Below are 18,853 nucleotides of genomic sequence, written 5' to 3'. Positions count from 1 at the left end.
TTCAGGAATCGGTGGCGCCGCGGGTGAACCGTCGCAGCCGCTCGCACGCGGTGAGCTCGCCCGCGGCGTCGAGGTCCACCCGGTAGGTGGCCAGCACGCTGGTGGAGTCCGGGATCCGGGCCAGCTCGACGACGTCGACGAGCACGGACCAGCCGCCGTCGGCGCGGGTCCGGAGCCCGGTCACGGCGTGCAGGGCCAGCCCCGTGACCACGCCGAACTGGGTCGTCGCTTCCCGGATGGCGTCGGCGGCGCGAAGCCGGGAAACGGATTTCCCGGAGTCTTCCGGTAGATTGTTGTTTTGCGCAAGGAACGGTTCTGGCGATTCCGTCATCGCTTTCCTGGTCTCGGGTGGGTGCCCACCGTAGCAACGGGCACAACCGCCCGCAGATGAGCTACGGCACGGTATTTTTCACCGATTCGCGGGAACGGCTGGGCGATCTGCGGCAATCCGCGGCGACGAACGGACCAGTACCGGGACGCCCAGCGGAACCAATTCACCGATTCCGCGCGGAAGATTACGATCGAGTAACGTCCACGAGCCGGTACCCGACGCCCCGGACCGTCTCGATGGTGCGGGTGCCGAACGGGACGTCGATCTTGCGCCGCAGGTACCCGATGTACACCTCGACGACGTTCTCGTCGCCGTCGTAGTGCGCGTCCCAGACGTGGCCGAGGATCTCGTTCTTCGTCAGCGCGGTGCCCGGCCGCCGCAGCAGGAACTCCAGCAGCCCGAACTCGCGCGCGGTCAGCTCGATCCGCTGTTGTCCTCTGTGGACGGTCCGGGCGGACGGGTCGAGCCGCAGGTCGCCCGCCTCCAGCACGGCCGGACGGGCCGGCGCGCCCCGGCGCAGCAGCGCGCGCAGCCGGGCGATGAGGACGACGAAGGAGAACGGCTTCGACAGGTAGTCGTCGGCACCGAGGTCGAACGCGTCGGCCTCGTCGTACTCGCCGTCCTTCGCGGTGAGCATCAGCACCGGCGTCCAGTTCTCGGCCGCGCGCAGGCGCTTGAGCACCTCGTAGCCCGACAGCTCGGGCAGCATGATGTCGAGCACGACGACGTCGTACTCCTGCTCGGTCGCCCGCCAGAGCCCCTCGCGTCCGGTGTGCGCGACGTCAACGGTGAACCCCTCGGCGACCAGGCCGCGCCGCAGCGTCTCCGCGAACTCGCGCTCGTCCTCCACGATCAGCAGGCGCACTACTCCTCCTCCGGCAGTTCGAGCACCGGCAGCTCCAGCACGAACCGCGCGCCCGGCTCCTCCGACGCGGCGCAGCGCGCCCGGCCGCCGTGGCGGGCCGCGATGCCCGCCACGATCGGCAGGCCCAGCCCGGTGCCGCCGTGCCCGCGCTGCCGCGACGCGTCGAGCCGGACGAACCGCTCGAAGATCCGCTCGCGGTCGCCTTCCCCGACGCCCGGGCCGTCGTCGCTCACCTCGACGACGGCGAGATCGCCGCGCACCGAGCTGGCGACGCGGATGTGCGAGCGCGCGTGCCCGCGCGCGTTGTCGACCAGGTTCCGCACCGCCCGCCGCAGCTGGGCCTCGCTGCCGCGCACCTTCGCCGGCCCGGCCCGGACCTCGACGTCCAGCGCGCACTCGGCGCGGACCCGCTCCGCTTCGGCGCGGACGATGTCGTCGAGATCGACCTCGGTGCGCGACGGCCGGTCGGTCGCGTCGTCGGTGCGGGCGAGCATCAGCAGGTCGTCGACGAGCTCGCGCAGCCGCGCGGTCTCCCTGGCGATCACCGGCACCAGATCCTCGGTGCTCTCCGGGTGCCGCCCGGAGACGTCGAGCGCGGTGCTGATCGTGGACAGCGGCGAGCGCAGCTCGTGACTGGCGTCCGCGACGAACCGGCGTTGCGCGGCCTGCGCCGACGCGAGCCGCCGGAGCATCTCGTTGAGCGTCACGGCCAGCCGGTGCACCTCGTCACCGCCCGGCGGCAGCGGGACGCGGGCGGTGAGGTCGCGCGTCGAGATCTCGGCGACGGTCCGGCGCATCCGCTCGACCGGCCGCAGCGCCGAGCCGACCGCGCGGTAGACCGCGAGCCCGGCGATCGCCAGCAGCGGGATCGCGATCAGCCCGAGCAGGAGCGTCAGCCGGGTCGAGGCCTCGGTCACCGGCTCCAACGACCGAGCGGAAACCACCGTGTACGGCCCGCCCGGCCCGTTCACCTCCTGCGACACGACGCGGTAGTCGGCGCTGTCGCCGTTGAGCCCGAGCGGGAGGGTCTCGATGGTCTCCTGGCCCACGGCCGGGCGGGCGGCGGTCAGCGGCGGGTGCCCGACGATCGCCGGGTCGCTCGCGATCGGCACGCCCCGCGCGTTGAGCACCTGGGTGACGGCCTCGGTGTCGCCAGTGCTGGCGACGTCGGACGCGCTGAGGTCGCGCGCGCCCTCGCGGACGAGCTGGATGGCGACCTGCCGGCCGGTACTGCGGGCACTTTCGGTGACGCTGCGGTCCAGCGACTCTTCCAGCAGCACCACGACCACCGCGAGCGCGGCCGCGATGGCCAGCGCGAGCGCGAAGACGGCCACCGCGGTGGTTCGCATGCGCACGCCGGTCGCGGCGATCACCCTGCCCAGTTTCACCAACTCAGCGTAACCACGGAGTGCGGCCACTACGAAGTCCGCCGCCGGCGGGTGGCGGTGAGCCGCTCCACGCGCAGGCGGTCGACCTCGGGCAGCTCCAGCGGCGGCAGGGGGTGCCCGACCGTCCAGGTGAGCAGCAGGTCCGCCAGCGCGGGGTTGCGGGCGAGCGCCGGGCCGTGCAGGTAGGTGCCGACGATGTGGTCGGTCACCGCGCCTTCGGTGCCGTCGCCGTTGCCGGTACCGCGCACGACGTGCCCGAGCGACTCGCTGCCGGAGCCGAGCTTGCTGACGCCGAGGTGGTTCTCGAACCCGGTGAGCGGGGCGTCGTCCAGCAGCCCGGACGACGTCGCGACGAGTTCGGAGACCGCGCGCCGCGCGCCGGCTTCGGTGGCGACGTCGAGCAGGCCGAGACCGTCGTGGTCGACGCCGTCGAGGCCGCGGAAGCGGGTGCCGAGCACCTGCAGGCCGGCGCAGACGCCGAAGACCACCGCCTGCGGCGTCAGCGCCCGCCGGTACTTCCGGAGGTGGGCCGCGGCCAGTGCCTGTGCGCCGTCCTCGCCGCCGCCGAGCAGGTAGAGGTCCAAAGTGGACGGTACCGGCTCGCCGAGCGCGACCGGCACGACCTCGGCGTCGAACCCGCGCCAGCGCAGCCGCTGGCAGAGGACCTGCGCGTTGCCGGAATCGCCGTAGGTGCCGAGCACCTCGGGCAGCAGGAGGCCGATCTGGACGATCGAGTCAGTCACCGGGCAGCCTGCTCACGAGGTCGCGGAACGCGGTGTAGTTGGCGACCAGCTCGACGGCGCCGGGCGGCAGCGCGTCGATCGCGGCGACCGGGTCGGGCTCGGCCCAGTGCGCGACCTCGGCGTAGCAGAGCCGCACGGAGAGGTCGGCGCCGCGCTCGCCGGTGACCACGACCTGCCGGCCGCGCAGCCGTTCGAAGTGCACGTCCCAGAGCCAGGACAGGTCGCGGCCGTCGGCCTCCTGGGCGTTGACGGCGACGACGACCGGGGTGTCCTCGTCCAGCACCCGCAGGGTTTCGACCCAGCCGGCCGGGTTCTTGGCCAGCATGAGCCGCACGAAGTGCCGCGACCGGCGGACCGTGCGGTAGCGGCCGCCGATGTCGGTGATGGTCCGCAGCCGCGCGGCGGCGGTGTGCGGCGGCACGCCGAGCCGGTGCGCGGCGGCGAGCGCGAACGCGGCGTTGGCGCGGTTCGCGTCGCCGGGCAGCCGGAGGTCGAGGTCGACTTGCCGACCCCCGGGCGTGCTGACGAGGTCCCCGTCGAGGGTCCAGGCCGGCTCGGGGCGGGCGAGGCCGCAGGCGCAGCTCCAGTGGTCTTTTTCGTGCTTGATCAGGCCGTCGCAGCGCGGGCAGGCGGTCGAGTCCCCGGTCCAGCGGCGGCCGGTGCCGACCCACACGACCTTCGACGCATCGGTGGCCGCGGAGGTGACGAGAACGTCGTCACTATTGGCGACAATCGTGGTTTCGGGATGTGCGGCGATCGCGGCGCGCAGATCGCGTTCGGTCGAGCGCACCTCGCCGACGCGGTCGAGCTGGTCGCGGCTGAGGTTGAGCAGGACGAGCACCGCGGGGTTCACCTGCTCGGCGACCCAGGGCAGGTAGGTCTCGTCGACTTCGAGAACGGCGTAGGGCGCGTCGGGCCGCGCGGCCAGTGCGGCGAGGACGCCGTCGGGCATGTTGGCGCCGTCGCTGTTGGCGGCGACCTCGGCGAGGGCTTCGAGGGCGCGCGTGATCATCAGGGCGGTGGTGGTCTTGCCGTTGGTGCCGGTGACGAGCACGACGGTCCGGTCCCGCCCCAGCCGCTTGAGCGCGCGCGGATCGAGCGCGAGCATCACCCGCCCACCGATGACACCGCCTTGACCGAGGCCGGCGCTGCGGGAGAGCCAGGCGCTGACGCGCCCGGCGGCGACGGACGCACGGGTACGGAGAGGGCTTCGGGCGGACACTGGCTGGATGGTGCTTGGCGGGCGCTGTGATTTCGCTGAGTCCGTGACTCGGCCCACCCGAGCGCCGAGCAGACCCGGCGAGGCCCGTAGCGCCGTCTCGAATGGCTCGCCCAGGTCGCCGGAGGTTCCGAACGAGTCATTCAAGACCCGCCTCTACGCCCTTCACGACCCATTCACGAATCTGAACGGCGCCTCTGTCGAACTTGTCGAACGACCCTGGCAACGGCTCCACAACCGCCATAGGCAGGAAAGTTAACCATCGGAGGTTGTACCAATTAGCATGCACAACTACCGGCTTTGTTCCGAAGTATTCCAAGATCTTCCGCACATACATCGGAGGTGTTACCGTCCAACCCCACCCAGCGGAAATGCGTACCGCTGAGCGGAAACCGGGGAACGTCCAACGGAGGGCAGCGTGGGACCGGAGCGCGGGCTGGAGAACAGCGGAACTCTCGAACGCGGGCTCGCGGTGCTGGAGCACGTGGGTCGGCACCAGGAGATTTCCACCAATGCGATCGCTCGGCAACTGGGGCTTTCCCGCAGTGCCGCCTACCGCATCGTCGGCACCCTGAAGAGCCTCGAATACCTCGAAGCCGACCAGGTCACCGGGCGGGTCCGGCTCGGCACGAGACTCGTCGAGCTCGGCGCGCGGGCCATGGCCGCCACCGATCTGCACCGGTGTGCGCCGCGGTACCTCGCGTCGCTCGCCGAACGGTCCGGGGAGACCACCTACCTCGCCGTGCCCGACAACGACACCATGGTCTACGTCGCCACCGAACGCAGTGCCAGTGCCGTCACCCTCGCCTGCCGGCTCGGCACGCGGCGGCCGCAGCACGCGACGTCCCTCGGGAAGGCGTGGCTCGCCGCGCTGCCCGAGGCCGACCGGGCCGAACGCGTCCGCCGCATGAAACTGGACTCCTTGACGCTCAAGACGATCAACGACCCGCTTCGCCTGCTCGACGAGCTCGCGCGCACCAGCCGTCGCGGCTGGGCCATCGACGAGGTCGAAAACGAGCCGGACGTCGGGTGCGTCGCCGCGGCCGTGCGCGATCACTCGGGACGGCCGATCGCCGCCATCAGCATCGCCGGGCCGGCGCCGCGCGTGCTGCGGCGGCTCGACGAACTGGGTGCCTCCGTGGCCGGGACCGCCGCCGCGCTTTCGCTGCGGCTCGGATACGTCCGCGGGCAGCGGGGATGACCTGGCTCCAGGACTACCAGCCGGCGGGCGGCCTCTGGGTCTCCGCGCTGCTCGCCGCGCTCCCGATCATCGTGCTGCTCGTCGCGCTCGGCGTGGTCCGCTTCTCCGCGCACCTTTCGGCCGCGCTCGCGCTGGTCACCGCGCTCGGCGTGGCCCTGCTGCTGTACCGGATGCCGGCCGCGCTGGCGTTCGACTCCGCCGCGATGGGCGTGCTCTTCGGCGTCTGGTCGGTGGCCTGGATCGCGTTCCACGCCGTGTACTTCCACAACGTCACGGTCGCCACCGGCCGGTTCGACGCGATCAAGCGCGTGCTCGCCGGGTTCAGCGAGGACCGGCGGCTGCAGGCGCTGCTCATCGCGTTCGGCTTCGGCGCGCTGCTCGAAGGCGTCGCGGGCGGCGGGTCGCCGATCGCGATCACCGCGGCGATGCTGGCCGCGCTCGGGTTCCCGCCGGTGAAGGCCGTCGTGCTGGCGCTGCTGGCGAACACCGCGCCGGTCGCGTTCGGCGGGCTCGGCAACCCGCTGATCGTGCTCGGCAGGCTGACCGCGCCGATCATGCACGTCAAGCAGGACCAGGCGACCGAGCTGTTCTCGGCGATGGTCGGGCGTCAGGTTCCCGTGCTTGCGCTGATCATCCCCGCCTTCCTCGTCGTGGTGCTGGCCGGCTGGAAGCGCATGCTCGAGGTGTGGCCGGCGGTGCTGACCGCCGGGCTCGCGTTCGCGGCCATGCAGTTCGCCGCGTCCAACTACATCAGCGCCAGCCTGGTCGACGTCCTCGCCGCGCTCACCGCGATGGCCGCGTTGTGGGTCCTGACGCGGTTCTGGCAGCCCGCGTCGGTGTGGCGCTTCGACGGCGAAGAAGCCGCGGCGAAGAGCCTCGGAGCCGCGCAGGCCGGGCGCGGCGCGCTCTACGCGTGGATGCCCTACATCATCCTGATCCTCGCCATCTTCCTGTCGCGGATCGGCACGATCTTCAAGAACCTGCCCACCTGGCTGGACCTGACGAAGCTGCTGCACGAGGCCGACTGGGTCTTCGCGTGGCCGGGGCTGCACAACCACGTGATCCAGCACCCGCCGATCACCGCGAAGAACGCGCCGTACGCGGCGACGTTCACCGTCGACTTCCTCTTCTCGCCGGGCACGGTCGCGCTCGTCGCGGCGGTGCTCGCCGGGTTCGCAATGGGCGCGCGGCCGGGGCTGCTGGCGAAGACGTACCGGAGCACGCTGTTCCAGATGCGCTGGGCGCTCGCGACGATCTTCATGATCCTCGCGATCGCGTTCGTGATGAACTACTCCGGCGCGACGCAGACGCTGGGCTTGGCCCTGGCGACGACGGGCGCGGTCTTCCCGCTGTTCTCGGCCTACATCGGCTGGCTGGGCGTCTTCCTGACGGGGTCGGACGCGTCGACGAACAGCCTGTTCGGCCCGATGCAGGTGATCTCGGCCCAGCAGCTGAACCTCAACCCGATCCTGGCCGGCGCGACGAACACGTCGGGCGGCGTGATGGGCAAGATGATCTCGCCGCAGAACCTGTCGATCGGCGCGACGGCGATCGGGCAGAGCGGCAAGGAGGGATCCCTGCTGCGGCAGACGTTCCTCTGGTCGCTGCTGCTGACCGCGGTGGTCGGCGTGATCTCCCTGCTGCAGGCCACGATCCTGACGGCGATGATCCCGTCGCCCTAGGCTGGGCGGCATGAGTTCAGACGGTTTCGCGTCCTTCGGCTACGAGCTGGGCCTGCTCAAGCGCGTCCGGCGGTCGGGGTGGTGGCACGCCGGCGTCCGGGACCCGGAGTCGGTCGGCGAGCACAGCCTGCGGGCCGCCCAGCTGGCCGCGCTCATCGCGGCGGAGGAAGGGGCGTCGCCGGAGCGGGCGGCGTTCCTGGCCGTCTGGCACGACACGCAGGAGACCCGGACGGGTGATCTTCCCCTGACGGCCGTCGACTACCTGAAGAAACCGGAACCGCGGAAGATCACGGCCGACCAGACCGCCGCCCTCCCGGACCGCTCGCGCTCGCTCGTGCGGGACGCGGTCGACGAGTACGAGACCCGTGAGACGGCGGAAGCGTTGTGCGCCAAGGATGCCGACAAGCTGGAGATGCTGTTGCAGGCGCTGGAATACCGAGACGTCGGGGTGCAGCGCGTCGACGAGTGGATCGAGTCGGCTCGGAAGGGGCTTGCCACCGAGACCGCGAAGAAGGTCGCGGAAGCGGCGTTGACGCTGTCACCGATGGCCTGGCGGGACCGCTAACGGCCCACCGCCGTCGCGCGGTCGAGCAGCAACGCGCGTTCGCGGGCGTTCTCCGTCATCTCCGCCGCCCGTCTGAACTCCTGTTCGGCCTCGTCGAGCCGGCCCAGCTTCTGCAGCAGGTCGCCGCGGACGCTCGGAAGCAGGTGGTAGTCCTTCAGCGCCGGGTCGTCGGCCACCGCGTCGACCACCTCCAGCCCCGCCGCCGGGCCGGCCGCCATCGCCACCGCGACCCCGCGGTTCAGCTCGATCACCGGGGACGGCTGGAGCTTGCCGAGGCCTTCGTACAACGCCGCGATGCGCACCCAGTCCGTCTCGCCGGCCGTCCGGGCGCGGGCGTGGCACGCCGCGATCGCCGCCTGGGCGGAATACGGGCCGTACGCGCCGTCGGCGATCTGCTCCGACAGGGCCAGCGCCGCCAGGCCGTGCTGGATCAGCAGGCGGTCCCAGCGGGCGCGGTCCTGGTCGAGCAGGAGCACCGGTTCGCCGTTCGGGCCGATGCGGGCCTTCGAGCGCGACGACTGCAGTTCCATCAGCGCGACCAGGCCGTGGACTTCGGACTCGCCCGGCATCAGCCCGGCGAGGACGCGGCCGAGGCGCATCGCCTCTTCGCAGAGCGCCGGGCGCATCCAGTCGTCGCCGCGGGTGGCCGAGTAGCCCTCGTTGAACACCAGGTAGATGACCTCGAGCACGGATGACAGCCGGGCGGCGCGCTCCTCGCCCTCCGGCACCTCGAACGGCACCTTCGCCGCCGCGAGGGCCTTCTTCGCCCGCACGATCCGCTGCGCGATCGTCGATTCGCGGACCAGGAAGGCGCGGGCGATCTCGTCGGTGGTCAGGCCGCCGAGCATCCGCAGCGTCAGCGCGACGCGGGCCTGCGTGTTCAGCACCGGGTGGCAGGCGACGAACAGCAGGCGCAGCAGGTCGTCCTCGATGTGGTCGTCGAGGGCGGCGTCGAAGTCGGGCAGCACGCCCTCGCCGAGCCGCTGGTCGCGGCCGACTTCCTCGAGCTTCTCGGCGTACCGCTCGTTGCGGCGGAACTGGTCGACCGCGCGGCGCTTGGCGATGGTCATCAGCCACGCGCCGGGGTTGCGTGGCACGCCCGAGCCCGGCCACTGCTCGAGCGCCGCGACGAGCGCGTCCTGCGCCAGCTCTTCGGCGAGACCGACGTCGCCGCGGGCCATGCGGGCCAGCCCCGCGATGAGCCGCGGCGACTCGATCCGCCACACCGCTTCTACCGTGCTCCGGGTGTCCGCAACCGTCACCCGGCCATCAGACAGGGTGATCGGGCGCGGTGCAACCCAGCTACTCGCCGATCGGGCGGATCTCGATGACGCCGCCCTTTGCTTCGGGGTTCGGCGCGCGCTTCATGAGCGCGACGACGTCGTCGAGCGATTCGCCGTTGAGCAGCCAGACCCCGGCGACGAGCTCCTTCGTCTCGGCGAAGGGCCCGTCGATGACCTTCGGTTCGGCGGTGCCTTCGAAGACGACGCGCACCGCCTCCGAGCTCGGGGTGAGCCCCTCGGCGAACACGATCCGGCCGTCGTTCGCCAGCTCCTCGTTGAACTTCGCCATCGTTTCCAGCTCTTGGGCGCTGGGCCCGACCCCGGCCTCGAAATCCTCGGAGCCCTTCACCATCACCAGGTAGCGCATCAGGCTTCCCCGGCGCTCTGCGCGCGCAGCCGGCCCTCGAGCTCGGCGACCTCGGGCGTCATGTTCTCGAAGTCGGACGCCTCGGCGACGCGCCGGATCTCGACGACGCCGACCTGGCCGTCCGGGTTCGGCATCCGCTTGATCCACTCGACGCACTCGTCGCGGTCACGGCACTGCAGGATCCAGAAGCCGCCGACGAGCTCCTTGGTCTCGGCGAACGGACCGTCGACGACCTTGGGGTCTTCGCTCCCGGAGAACACGACACGCACGCCCTGCGAACTCGGCGTGAGGCCTTCACCGGCGAGCAGCACGCCGGCCTTGACCAGTTCTTCGTTGAACTTCCCCATCTCGGCCAGCAGCTCGGCGCTCGGGCCGTGGCCCGCCTCGGACTCTTCGTTCGCCTTGACGATCACCATGAACCGCACAACGGTCTCCCTTCGTTCGCTCTTGCCCACGCGTCGAACGGCCACGCCCCGGATCGACAGCGTCCGCCACGAATCTTGTCGCGAATCTGGTCGCGCCGGAAACCGGCAGCTCCGGGCGGGTCGGACGGGGCAATCCGGACAGGGGAGAATCGACGCTCGTGGCGGTACTCCCCGACGACCTCTTCTCCGCGCTCGACGACGAGCTGGCCCGGCATCCCCTCCAGCGGCTCACGCAGTCCGTCGACCGGCTCAGCACGCGCTACCGCCAAGGCGACGCCGCGACCTCGCCCATCCTGACCTCCGAAGCCGACGTAGCCGCGTACGCCGGCTACCGCATGCCGGCCACCTACGCCGCCGTACACGCTGTGCTCGCCGAAGCCGCTTCGCGCGCTCCCGGCTTCGAGCCGCGTACGCAGGTCGACGTCGGCGGGGGCACCGGTGCCGCCGTCTGGGCCGCTGCCGCCGTCTGGCCGTCGCTCACTCGCTGCACGGTGCTGGAGCAGGTCGCAGGCGCGATCGGGCTGGGCAAGCGGCTGGCGGCGCGGGCTGGGAACGCGGCGGTCCGGGACGCCGAGTGGCGGCGCGGGTTCGTCGACCCGGCCGCGCCCGCGCCGGACGCCGACCTCGTGACGCTCTCCTACGTCCTCGGCGAGCTGCCGGATGCCACCCGCGCCGACGTCGTGCGCTGGCTGGGCGCGAAAGCGGCGGCCGTCGCGCTGATCGAGCCCGGCACTCCCGCGGGCTACGAACGGATCCGCGCCGCCCGCGCCCAGCTGGTCGAGCTGGGCCTGCACGTGGTGGCGCCGTGCCCGCACGACGGCGGCTGCCCGATCGTGCCCGGCGAGGACTGGTGCCACTTCTCCGCGCGGCTGCCGCGGTCGGCCCTGCACCGGCGGCTCAAGGCCGGGACGCTCGGCTTCGAGGACGAGAAGTTCGCCTACGTCGTCGCGTCGCGGTCCACGCCGGAGCGGCCGGACGCGCGGATCATCCGGCACCCGAAGAAGCACAAGGGCTGGGTCGCGCTCGACCTCTGCACGGCGACGGACGGGCTCAAGCCCGGCGTCGCCGTCTCGAAGAAACAGGGCCCGCGCTATCGCGCGGCCCGCGACGCGGAATGGGGTGACGGCTGGTGACGGTCATCGCGGAGATCAGCATGTCGGCCGACGGGATCGTCGCCGGGCCGGACACCAGCGCCGAGCACCGCCTCGGCAAGGACGGCGACCTGTTGCACGACTGGCTGTTCGGAGGCACCGACGCGGACGCCGGCGTCGCGGCCCGGCTCTTCGACGGCACCGGAGCGTTCGTCGTCGGCCGCACGATGTTCGACGTCGGCGTCGAACCCTGGGGCGACGACGGCACCTTCAAGAAGCCCGTCTTCGTCGTGACGAACCGGCCGCACGAACCGGTGGTGAAGGGCCCGACGACGTTCACCTTCGTCACCGACGGCCCGGAAAGCGCGCTACGGCAGGCGAAAGCCGCTGCGGGCGCGGACAACGTGGTGTTGATGGGCGGCGGCACGACCTTGCGCCAGTACCTCCTGGCCGGCGTGGTCGACGAGCTGCGCCTGCACGTCGTCCCGCTGCTGTTCGGCGCCGGGGTCCGGCTGTTCGACGCCGAGGTCGGCGCCCACGTGAAGCTCCAGCGCACCGGCGTCGAGGAGACGCCGAACGCGACGCACCTGACGTTCCGCGTCCTGAACTGAGTCATTCGCACGGTCCGGACAACCGCGGGCAGCGGCGTGGCGCGCACCGCCTGCCACTCGGTCCACCGTGCGTAGAGAAGACCGCAGCGGTAACCGGCCAGTCGGGGGGCGTGCCGGCCGGTTACCGCCGCACCGAGGAAGAGGGGGGCCCCCGCCAGGAATGACGCGCGGCGCCCCGCTTCACCCGATCGAGTGACGACGAGAGTGTTAGGACGGGTCGGCCAGGATGCCGTTGACGTAGGAACCCGGGTGGGTCGCCGCGTCCTGGCGCAGCACCGGGAGGTCCGACGGCCAGTCCGCGGTCAGCGCCGACGTCTGGCCCGGCGGGATCGTGTTCAGCTTCGCCGGCGTCCACGCCGGCTCGCCGGCGGCCGGCTTGAGCACCGTGATCGTCGCCGACGCCGTCGTGCCCGCGGTCACCTCGTTGTACTTCACGCCGTTCTCGACGCGCGGCAGGTGGTACACCGCGCCGAACGTCGCGTCGTCCGGGCCGACCAGGTCGACGCCCGGCACGCCGTACAGGCCGCACGTGTGGTTCGTGGTGTTCCGGTAGGTCAACGGGATGTTGTACTGACCGGGAGCGTCGTTCTTCTCGGCCGGCTTGCCCAGGATGACCTCCAGGCCGGCCGTGGTGCACCGGGGCGTCGCCGACGACGCCGTGGCCACGCCGCCCCCGGACGGCCCCTTGGCCGGCGCCGGTGCGCCGGACGCGGCGGCAGCCGGAGCTGCCGGCGCCGGCGCCCCGGACGCGGCCGGGGCCGCCGTCGACGTCCCGCACGCCGCCAGCGCGAAGGCCCCCGCCACCGTGCCGATCCCCACCAAGATGCGTTTCATTTGAGTTCCCCTCTCGAAGTTCAGTTGCCGACCGGCGTGACCTGGACGTGGCCGCCCTTCACGGGCGCACCCGCGGGCCAGGCGACGCTCACCGGCTGGCCGTACGGGCCGGTCGGCAGGTCGAACGTCACGAAGTCCGGCGTCGCCGTGGGCGCTGCGGCCGACCGCTGCACGATCCGCGACCCGGCCGGGTGGCCGGCACGCAGGTTCACCGGCAGCGCTTCGGAGTTGTCCAGCGTCGACGTCACCGGCAGCCGCCGGCCGCCGGCGATGAAGGTCAACGCCGTCGGCGCGCCCTCGAGCTTGCAGTTCGTCGTCCGCGAGGCGGCGGCGTAGGTCAGGACGTAGGCCTCGTGCCCGGCCGCGTTCGACGGGTCGGGCGCCACCGTCACGCGGACGTCCGACGCGCCGCACGGCGTGTCGCTCGGCATGGCGTTCGCGGCGCCGGCCGCCAGGACCAGCCCGCCGGCCACCAGACCTCCGACGGTCATCGCGATCGCGGTTCGCTTCATGGTCGTCCTCCCTCGTTCCGTGATCAACCGGACTCAGGGGAAGAGATGCCCATGGGCCACCCGGGGATGCGCCGCGATGGGGTCGATCACCCGGAAGCAACCCCGGCGAACCCCGGACGTCGAAAGGAAGGTCAGCTTCGGCCGAAGCAGACGAACGGCATCAGCGGTTCCGCCTGCGCCGCGTCGGCCAGGGCACGCGCAGGGGGCGTGCCCGCCGACAGGGCGCGGTGGTAGGCCAGCATCACGCCGCCTGCCGTCCGGTCGTCGACGCGCGCCACGCTCGAGACCACCGTCCGGCTGCCGCCGTAGAGCAGCGCCGCGGTGAAGCCGAGGACCTCGTCGCCTTCGCGGACCACGGCCTGGCCGACGTCGCACGACGACAGCACCACGTGCTCCGGCGCCGTCGCGAGCTGCTGGACGTCGTAGGCCATCAGCGGCCCGTCGGCCAGGTTCAGCCGCGAGAACAGGACGTTCTCCTGCTCGTGGTGGCCGTGCGCGGCGAAGTGCGCGAGCCGGCAGCCGTCGAACGCCTTGAGCGTCGCGGCGACCGTCGCGTCCGGCCCGGTCAGCACCTCGGCCTCCGGGTAGAGCGGCGCCAGCAGGGAGACCTCGGTCTCCGCGTGGGTCAGGTCGGAGCCCGCGACCAGCAGCGGCGCACCCACCGCCCGGCGCGGACGACGGCCCGCGTCGAGCCAGGCCGACGACGACGGCGTGACCGTCACCGGGCGGCCGCGCACCGTCGGCAGCAGCCCCCACGGGATCGCCGAAAGCGCACCGGTCGGCACGACGACGACGTCGAGGTCGGCGAGCCGGGAAGCGAGCGGGGCCAGCAGGATCGAGTCCAGCGCGATGACCTGCGTCCGCACCGAACGGCGGATGACCTGGTCGAGCTTCGACGGCAGCTGGCGCCCGCACAACGCGTCGAGGTCGCTGTGCAGCCGCGCGACCGGTTCGGCGATGGCCGACACCGGGCCGAGCTCGATCAGCGCGACCCGGTGGTTCGCGATCACCTGCGCGCACAGCGCGCCGTGGTCGGCGAGGAAGCAGACCAGCGCGCTGCCGGTCTCGGCGAGCTCGTCGCCGACCTCGCGCAGCTTGGCTTCCGGGTGGTCGACGTCGGTGCCCTCGGCCTGCCAGCCCTTGGCGCGGATCTCGCGTTCCAGTGCGGCACAGCGCTTCGCGGCCTGCGCGTCCGGCTTCCCGGACAGCTCGCCGGCGCGGATCTGCATCGAGAGGTACCGCAGCTCGGCGACGGCGTCGACGGTCTCCGGGTGCGCGGGCGGGCGCACCGGCCGGAACCGGAACGCCTGCGCGCGCGAGCGGTCGAGCCACCGGAACACGACGCCGGGCGAGCGCTGCGCGAGCGCGGCGGCGAGGCCGGCGTCGGCGAGTTCCTTGCCCAGGGACGTCGTCCCGGTCAGCAGGTCGATGCTGCCGAAGCGGCCGCGGTGGCGCTCCAGCTGCGTCAGGCCGGCGCGCGCGTTCGCGAAGGTGCTGCGGCGATCACCGCCGGCGGCGCCGAGTTCGGCCAGCGCGAGGCGTCGCACCAGGCGGTTTTCCAGCGGCGCGGCGCGACGGTCGCGCGGGGCGATGCCGGCGCGGGCGCCGTCGAGGTCGCCCAGGACGATGCGCGCACGGGCGGCGAGGAGCGCGGCGATCTCGGCGTCGTTGCGCAGGCCCAGCCCGGTGAGCCGGCCGGCCAGCGCGGTCGCTTCGGCGGCGACGCGGGCGATCCGCCGTCCGGCCGCGAAGTCCGCGCGCAGCACGGTCAGCTGCGCGACCGCGGCCCAGGTTTCGTTGCCCCGACGCCGAAAGCGGCGTTCGGCGCGGCCGGCCCAGCTCCGCGCGGTCGACGGGTCGCCGCTCGCCAACGCGGCCAGGGCCCGGGTCAGCTCGGCTTCGGCGTGCTCCTGGTTCATCCGCAGCCGCGGGAACTGTTCGAGGGCCGCGTCCAGCTCGGCGGCGGCTTCCTGCGGCAGCCCGGCGGCGAGCAGCGCGCGGGCCTTGTCGACGGCCAGCACCGGCAGCATCCCGACGCTCTGTTCGGCGTAGAACCCGCTCGCCGCGTCGAAGTCCCGCAGCGCGCCGGGGATGTCCCCGGTCAGGACGCGCGCCTGGCCGCGTCCGTGTGCCGCTTTGGCGAAGATCCGGGCCAGGCCCTCTTCTTCGGGTTGCCCGGCGCCGATCTGCTCGCACTGGTCGAGGTCGGCGAGCGCGAGCCGGACGCGCCCGGCGTACTGGTGCAGCATGGCCCGGTTGAGCAACGTCCGGGCGAGCACGACGAACTCGCCGGCCTGCCGCAGCAGCGGGATCGCTTCGTCGAAGCACCGCAGGGCTTCGTCCATCCGGCCGATCAGGATGAAGACGAGACCTCGTTGCTGGCGCAGGATCCCGCGCCCGGCGTCGGACACGAGGACGTCGGCTTCGTCGAGCAGCGCGAGCCCGCGGGTGCTGTTGCCCAGCGCGGTTTCGACGGCGGCATACGTCCCGAGCACGCGCGTCGCGAGATCAGGCCAGGCGGGCCAGTCCGGCGGCGGCTGTTTCGCGGGCAACCCGAGAAGCCGCGCGGCGGACCGGATCAGCCGGCCACCGACCACGGGCTGGCCGTTGTTGGTCGCCGCGACCGCACGCCGATGCAGGTCGCGCACCCGGTCTTCCGCCCTCGGCGACGCGACCACAGGCTGCCCTTCCGGCCGGGGCCGTCCCCCTCGGCCGAGAAGGACGTCCCGGATCGTACCTCCGGGCTCGGGCGGTCCGGGAGTTCTCGCCGGGTGGGCGGATTTTCACCTCAGGGCACGACAACCGGGGTGATCCCGACCGCCGTCACAGCTCGATGGCCGGGGTGCTCACCGCCCTCGCCCGGCTGGGCAAGGCGGACCCTCGCGGCCGGGCCACCGAGGCGGGGCGAGCCCGGCGTACGCGCCCGCGACCGGCACACGATCGAGCGGCGAAAGGCCAAGTTCCGCCGGAGCGGCCTCACAGCTCGATGGCCGGCGTGCTCACCGTCCTCGACCGGCCCAGTGTCCGCACCAGCACCTGCACCATCCCGTGCGGCACCCCGCTCAGCGCGAACCGGCCCTCGGCGTCCGATGTGGTCGTCAGGGGGCCGTTCGCGGTGCGGACCTCGATCGGGTGCTCGGCCGGTGGCGTCAGCCAGCCGTCCAGGCGGATCGTCCCCCCGGGTTCGGGGCTCACGTTCACCATGATCGTCAGGCTTTCGCTGTCGAACGTGATGAGGCGGCCCTGCTCGGCCGCACTGCGCGCGCCGACCAGGCCCTCCTGTTCGCGGATCCGCATCACCTCGAGGTCGACGTCCTCCAGCTGGATCGCGAAGCGGATCTGCTCCACCAGCGTCGCGGGCATCGGGTCGGCGTCTTCCCACAGCTCGCGCAGTCCGGCCAGCAGCCGGAAGTCGAGCTCGTCCAAGGGCTCGTTCGCGCCGGGTGGTTCGACGGTGGTCACAGCCAATCTCCTTCGCCGTTGGCGAGTAGCTGCTCGCGCAGGCGCGCGAGGCAACGTCCCCTGGTCGGGCCGATACTCCCCCTCGGCATTCCCAGCCGGGCGCCCACTTCGGCGTAGTCCGGCCGGTGCACGAACGCCACGATCCGCAGCAGGCTGCGGCAGCGTTCGGGCAACGTGTCGACCGCGCGCCACAACCGCGCGCGCTGGTCGTCGCGCAGCACCCCCTCCTCGGGTGCCGGTGACGCTTCGGTCAGCCGCTCCGGAAGCTCCGGCAGCGGCCGTTCCACCTGGCGTTTTTCCCCAGTCCGCCAGGCTTCCCGCTTGGTCACGGTGATCAGCCAGCCGGTCAGCGCGACCGGCGAGCGGATCTCCGCGAACGAGCCGAGCAGGCGCAGCCACGTCGTCTGCACGACGTCGGCGGCCTGGTCGGCGTCCAGCCCCTGGTCACGCGCGACCTGCCAGAGCAGCGGCGTGAGGAGGGAAACCAGTTCGTCCAGCGCCGCGCGGTCGCCCTCCCGCGCGGCGTCGAACAGTGCCGCTACCCGGCTGTGGTCGGTTTTGGCCACGTTCACAGCGAGCCCAGCGCGGTCCAAGCGCGCTTGACGACGGTTTCGCGGTCGACCGTGGCGAGGTCCGACTCGAACTGGACGAGCGCCTTGGCGATCTCGGCGGCGGCGAGCGGCGCGGCGAACGACGTCCCGTCCCAGACCGCGAAGCCGGCGCTGTAGTCGTCCGGGTCGAAGGAGTTGCGGCCGGGCAGCTCGTGGTCGGCGGCCGCGCTGCCGCGGACGTCGTCCGGGTACGTGCTGACGACGCCGGCGCCGGTCGCCCAGCACCGCACCCACGGGCCCTCGTTGGAGAACAGCGCCTTGCTCGTTCCGAGGTCCGGGTTGAGCGCGCCGACGCTGATCACCTGCGGGCCGCAGCCGTTGCCGAGCGGCTGGTCGGCGAAGGCCGCCGGGTAGAAGCGCCGCGTGGTGGCGTCGTTGCCCGCGGCCGCGACGACGAGCACGCCGAGGCCGAGCAGGTCCGCGATGGCCACGCCGAACTGGCCGGTGAACGCGACGTCCGCCGGATCTTCGACGTAGTAGCCCATCGAGAGCGAGACGATGTCGACCATGTCCTCGGGCCGGTTGTCCGCCTGCGCGTTCCGCACGCGGTCGGCCAGCAGGTGCAGTGCCAGCAGCACGTCGCCCTCGTACGCGACGCCGTCGCTGTGCACGACGCGGATCGCGAGCGTGTCGGCTTCGGGGCAGGCCTGCCGGATGATGCCGGCGATGAACAGGCCGTGCCCGGTGTCGGTGTCGACGTCGCCGATCAGCGGCTGGCCGGTGGTCGGCGCGTCCCAGTAGTCCTCGAGCAGCTGGGTGGGCAGGGTGGTGCCGGAGTCCTGCTCGGCCTGCAGGATCGCGGCCTGGATGTCGGGGGCGACCCGGAGGCCGCTGCCGGCGGGCGGCGGGCCGCTGCGGTCGGGCAGGCCGAACCAGCGGTGCGGGCCGATGCCGGTGTCGAGCACGGCGACGACCGGACGCCGGTGCGCGGGCTTGCGGGTGCGGAACGGCGGGTCCGCGGCGAGCGTCACCGGGATCCGGTTGGCCCCGTGGGTGCGCCCGTACGAGCTGCCCGCGCCGAACCCGCTGGTCTCCCACGGCGTGCCGCCCAGACCGCTCGTCTCCCACGGCACCCCGCCGAACACCGGCGAGGTGAAGAGCAGGTGCTCGACGGAGATCAGCTTGACGACTTCCGGGTCGATCTCGGGCTTCTCGCCCGACGCGGCCGAGCGCAGCAGCTGCAGTGCTTTCCAGCAGTCGACGACGACCGGGTCGGAGTCTTCGCGGACCCTCAGCAGGGCGCGGACGGGCAGGTCGTCGAGCTGCCGGGCGCGGGCGTACCCCAAGCTGTCGCCGCCGCGGTCGGCCGGTACGGCGTAGATGCCGATGCGGGCGAGCACGGCGTTGATCGCGGCCAGGGTCTCCTGGTCGCGCAGGTACCGGTTGGGGAGCAGGAAGGTGCCCGGCCGGTAGACGGTCGTGCGCGGGACCGGCTGCCCGGCGGCGACGACCGCCGTCGCCGGGTCGAGCACCCGCGCGCCGTGCCGGTCGAGCAACTGTCTGGGCGGGGTCGGGAGCTCGTTGAGCGTGCTCGCGTCCTCCGAAGAGGCTTCAGTCACTTCCGCGGTCTCGTCCCGCACGAACTTGACGACCATCGGGTCCACCCTCCGCCATTGATCACTGATGGCACCCGGGAAAGACCGGTGAGCCGCCATTGGAATAC

General features: G+C 72.4%; 19 protein-coding genes. 5 read left to right on the top strand and 14 right to left on the bottom strand.

Going from position 1 to position 18,853, the window contains the following annotated elements; genetic code table 11:
* Position 1: 1 nt before the first annotated feature.
* The 5 genes from OG738_RS15040 to OG738_RS15020 form a co-directional block, all read right to left on the bottom strand.
* Positions 2-331, bottom strand: coding sequence for a gas vesicle protein GvpO (locus OG738_RS15040; RefSeq protein ID WP_329054507.1), 330 nt, complete (start codon positions 329-331; stop codon positions 2-4).
* Positions 332-515: 184 nt separating this feature from the next.
* Positions 516-1,196, bottom strand: coding sequence for a response regulator transcription factor (locus OG738_RS15035; protein WP_155547547.1), 681 nt, complete (start codon positions 1,194-1,196; stop codon positions 516-518).
* The gene (locus OG738_RS15030) at positions 1,196-2,584 is read right to left on the bottom strand and encodes a sensor histidine kinase (protein WP_329054503.1); all 1,389 of its coding nucleotides are present in this window, start codon (positions 2,582-2,584) and stop codon (positions 1,196-1,198) included. Before OG738_RS15030 ends, OG738_RS15035 begins: the two co-directional genes overlap by 1 nt.
* Positions 2,585-2,613: 29 nt before the next feature.
* The gene (locus OG738_RS15025; protein WP_329054502.1) at positions 2,614-3,327 is read right to left on the bottom strand and encodes a type 1 glutamine amidotransferase; all 714 of its coding nucleotides are present in this window, start codon (positions 3,325-3,327) and stop codon (positions 2,614-2,616) included.
* Positions 3,320-4,549: a MurT ligase domain-containing protein gene (locus tag OG738_RS15020; RefSeq protein WP_329054500.1), complete on the bottom strand. Its 1,230-nt coding sequence runs from the start codon at positions 4,547-4,549 to the stop codon at positions 3,320-3,322. Before OG738_RS15020 ends, OG738_RS15025 begins: the two co-directional genes overlap by 8 nt.
* A 415-nt stretch (positions 4,550-4,964) precedes the next feature.
* Between OG738_RS15020 and OG738_RS15015 the strand changes: the two genes are divergently transcribed.
* From OG738_RS15015 to OG738_RS15005, 3 genes are read left to right on the top strand one after another with little or no spacing between them, the layout of a single operon-like run.
* Positions 4,965-5,747, top strand: a complete 783-nt coding sequence (locus OG738_RS15015) for an IclR family transcriptional regulator (RefSeq protein ID WP_329054499.1) — start codon at positions 4,965-4,967, stop codon at positions 5,745-5,747.
* Positions 5,744-7,429 (top strand): L-lactate permease, encoded by a 1,686-nt coding sequence (locus tag OG738_RS15010; RefSeq protein WP_329054498.1) that lies wholly within the window; start codon positions 5,744-5,746, stop codon positions 7,427-7,429. The genes OG738_RS15015 and OG738_RS15010 overlap by 4 nt, the downstream gene beginning before the upstream one ends.
* 10 nt (positions 7,430-7,439) lie before the next feature.
* Complete coding sequence (locus OG738_RS15005; RefSeq protein WP_329054496.1) at positions 7,440-7,994, top strand: HD domain-containing protein; 555 nt, start codon at positions 7,440-7,442, stop codon at positions 7,992-7,994.
* Here the strand turns inward: OG738_RS15005 and OG738_RS15000 are convergent.
* From OG738_RS15000 to OG738_RS14990, 3 genes are read right to left on the bottom strand one after another with little or no spacing between them, the layout of a single operon-like run.
* Positions 7,991-9,256: an RNA polymerase sigma factor gene (locus OG738_RS15000; protein WP_329054495.1), complete on the bottom strand. Its 1,266-nt coding sequence runs from the start codon at positions 9,254-9,256 to the stop codon at positions 7,991-7,993. The genes OG738_RS15005 and OG738_RS15000 overlap by 4 nt on opposite strands.
* 40 nt (positions 9,257-9,296) lie before the next feature.
* On the bottom strand, positions 9,297-9,644 hold the full coding sequence (locus tag OG738_RS14995) for a YciI family protein (protein ID WP_329054493.1): 348 nt from the start codon (positions 9,642-9,644) through the stop codon (positions 9,297-9,299).
* Positions 9,644-10,069 (bottom strand): YciI family protein, encoded by a 426-nt coding sequence (locus OG738_RS14990; RefSeq protein WP_329054492.1) that lies wholly within the window; start codon positions 10,067-10,069, stop codon positions 9,644-9,646. Before OG738_RS14990 ends, OG738_RS14995 begins: the two co-directional genes overlap by 1 nt.
* A 158-nt stretch (positions 10,070-10,227) precedes the next feature.
* On the opposite strand from OG738_RS14990, the gene OG738_RS14985 reads away from it, so the two are divergent.
* Both OG738_RS14985 and OG738_RS14980 read left to right on the top strand, forming a co-directional pair.
* Positions 10,228-11,202, top strand: a complete 975-nt coding sequence (locus OG738_RS14985) for a small ribosomal subunit Rsm22 family protein (protein WP_329054491.1) — start codon at positions 10,228-10,230, stop codon at positions 11,200-11,202.
* The gene (locus OG738_RS14980) at positions 11,199-11,771 is read left to right on the top strand and encodes a dihydrofolate reductase family protein (protein WP_329054489.1); all 573 of its coding nucleotides are present in this window, start codon (positions 11,199-11,201) and stop codon (positions 11,769-11,771) included. The genes OG738_RS14985 and OG738_RS14980 overlap by 4 nt, the downstream gene beginning before the upstream one ends.
* 207 nt (positions 11,772-11,978) lie before the next feature.
* Here the strand turns inward: OG738_RS14980 and OG738_RS14975 are convergent, their stop codons facing one another.
* The 6 genes from OG738_RS14975 to OG738_RS14950 all read right to left on the bottom strand — a co-directional run bounded on the left by OG738_RS14975 (position 11,979) and on the right by OG738_RS14950 (position 18,785).
* The gene (locus OG738_RS14975) at positions 11,979-12,605 is read right to left on the bottom strand and encodes a DUF4232 domain-containing protein (protein ID WP_329054487.1); all 627 of its coding nucleotides are present in this window, start codon (positions 12,603-12,605) and stop codon (positions 11,979-11,981) included.
* 20 nt (positions 12,606-12,625) lie between these two features.
* A complete protein-coding gene (locus OG738_RS14970) occupies positions 12,626-13,117 on the bottom strand; it encodes a DUF4232 domain-containing protein (protein WP_329054485.1) in 492 nt (163 codons plus the stop codon).
* A 131-nt stretch (positions 13,118-13,248) separates the two neighbouring features.
* Entirely contained in the window at positions 13,249-15,765 is a 2,517-nt protein-coding gene (locus tag OG738_RS14965; protein WP_329054484.1) for a CHAT domain-containing protein, read from the bottom strand.
* A gap of 328 nt (positions 15,766-16,093) precedes the next feature.
* Complete coding sequence (locus tag OG738_RS14960; RefSeq protein ID WP_329054483.1) at positions 16,094-16,579, bottom strand: hypothetical protein; 486 nt, start codon at positions 16,577-16,579, stop codon at positions 16,094-16,096.
* Positions 16,576-17,151, bottom strand: a complete 576-nt coding sequence (locus OG738_RS14955; RefSeq protein WP_329054482.1) for an RNA polymerase sigma factor — start codon at positions 17,149-17,151, stop codon at positions 16,576-16,578. Before OG738_RS14955 ends, OG738_RS14960 begins: the two co-directional genes overlap by 4 nt.
* Positions 17,148-18,785 (bottom strand): S8 family serine peptidase, encoded by a 1,638-nt coding sequence (locus OG738_RS14950; RefSeq protein ID WP_329054481.1) that lies wholly within the window; start codon positions 18,783-18,785, stop codon positions 17,148-17,150. Before OG738_RS14950 ends, OG738_RS14955 begins: the two co-directional genes overlap by 4 nt.
* Positions 18,786-18,853 lie beyond the last annotated feature (68 nt).

It is taken from the genome of Amycolatopsis sp. NBC_01488, assembly GCF_036227105.1.
Taxonomy (GTDB): Bacteria; Actinomycetota; Actinomycetes; order Mycobacteriales; family Pseudonocardiaceae; genus Amycolatopsis.
The sequence above is the reverse complement of the archived record's forward strand: the minus strand, read 5'-3'. Positions and strand labels throughout refer to the sequence as shown.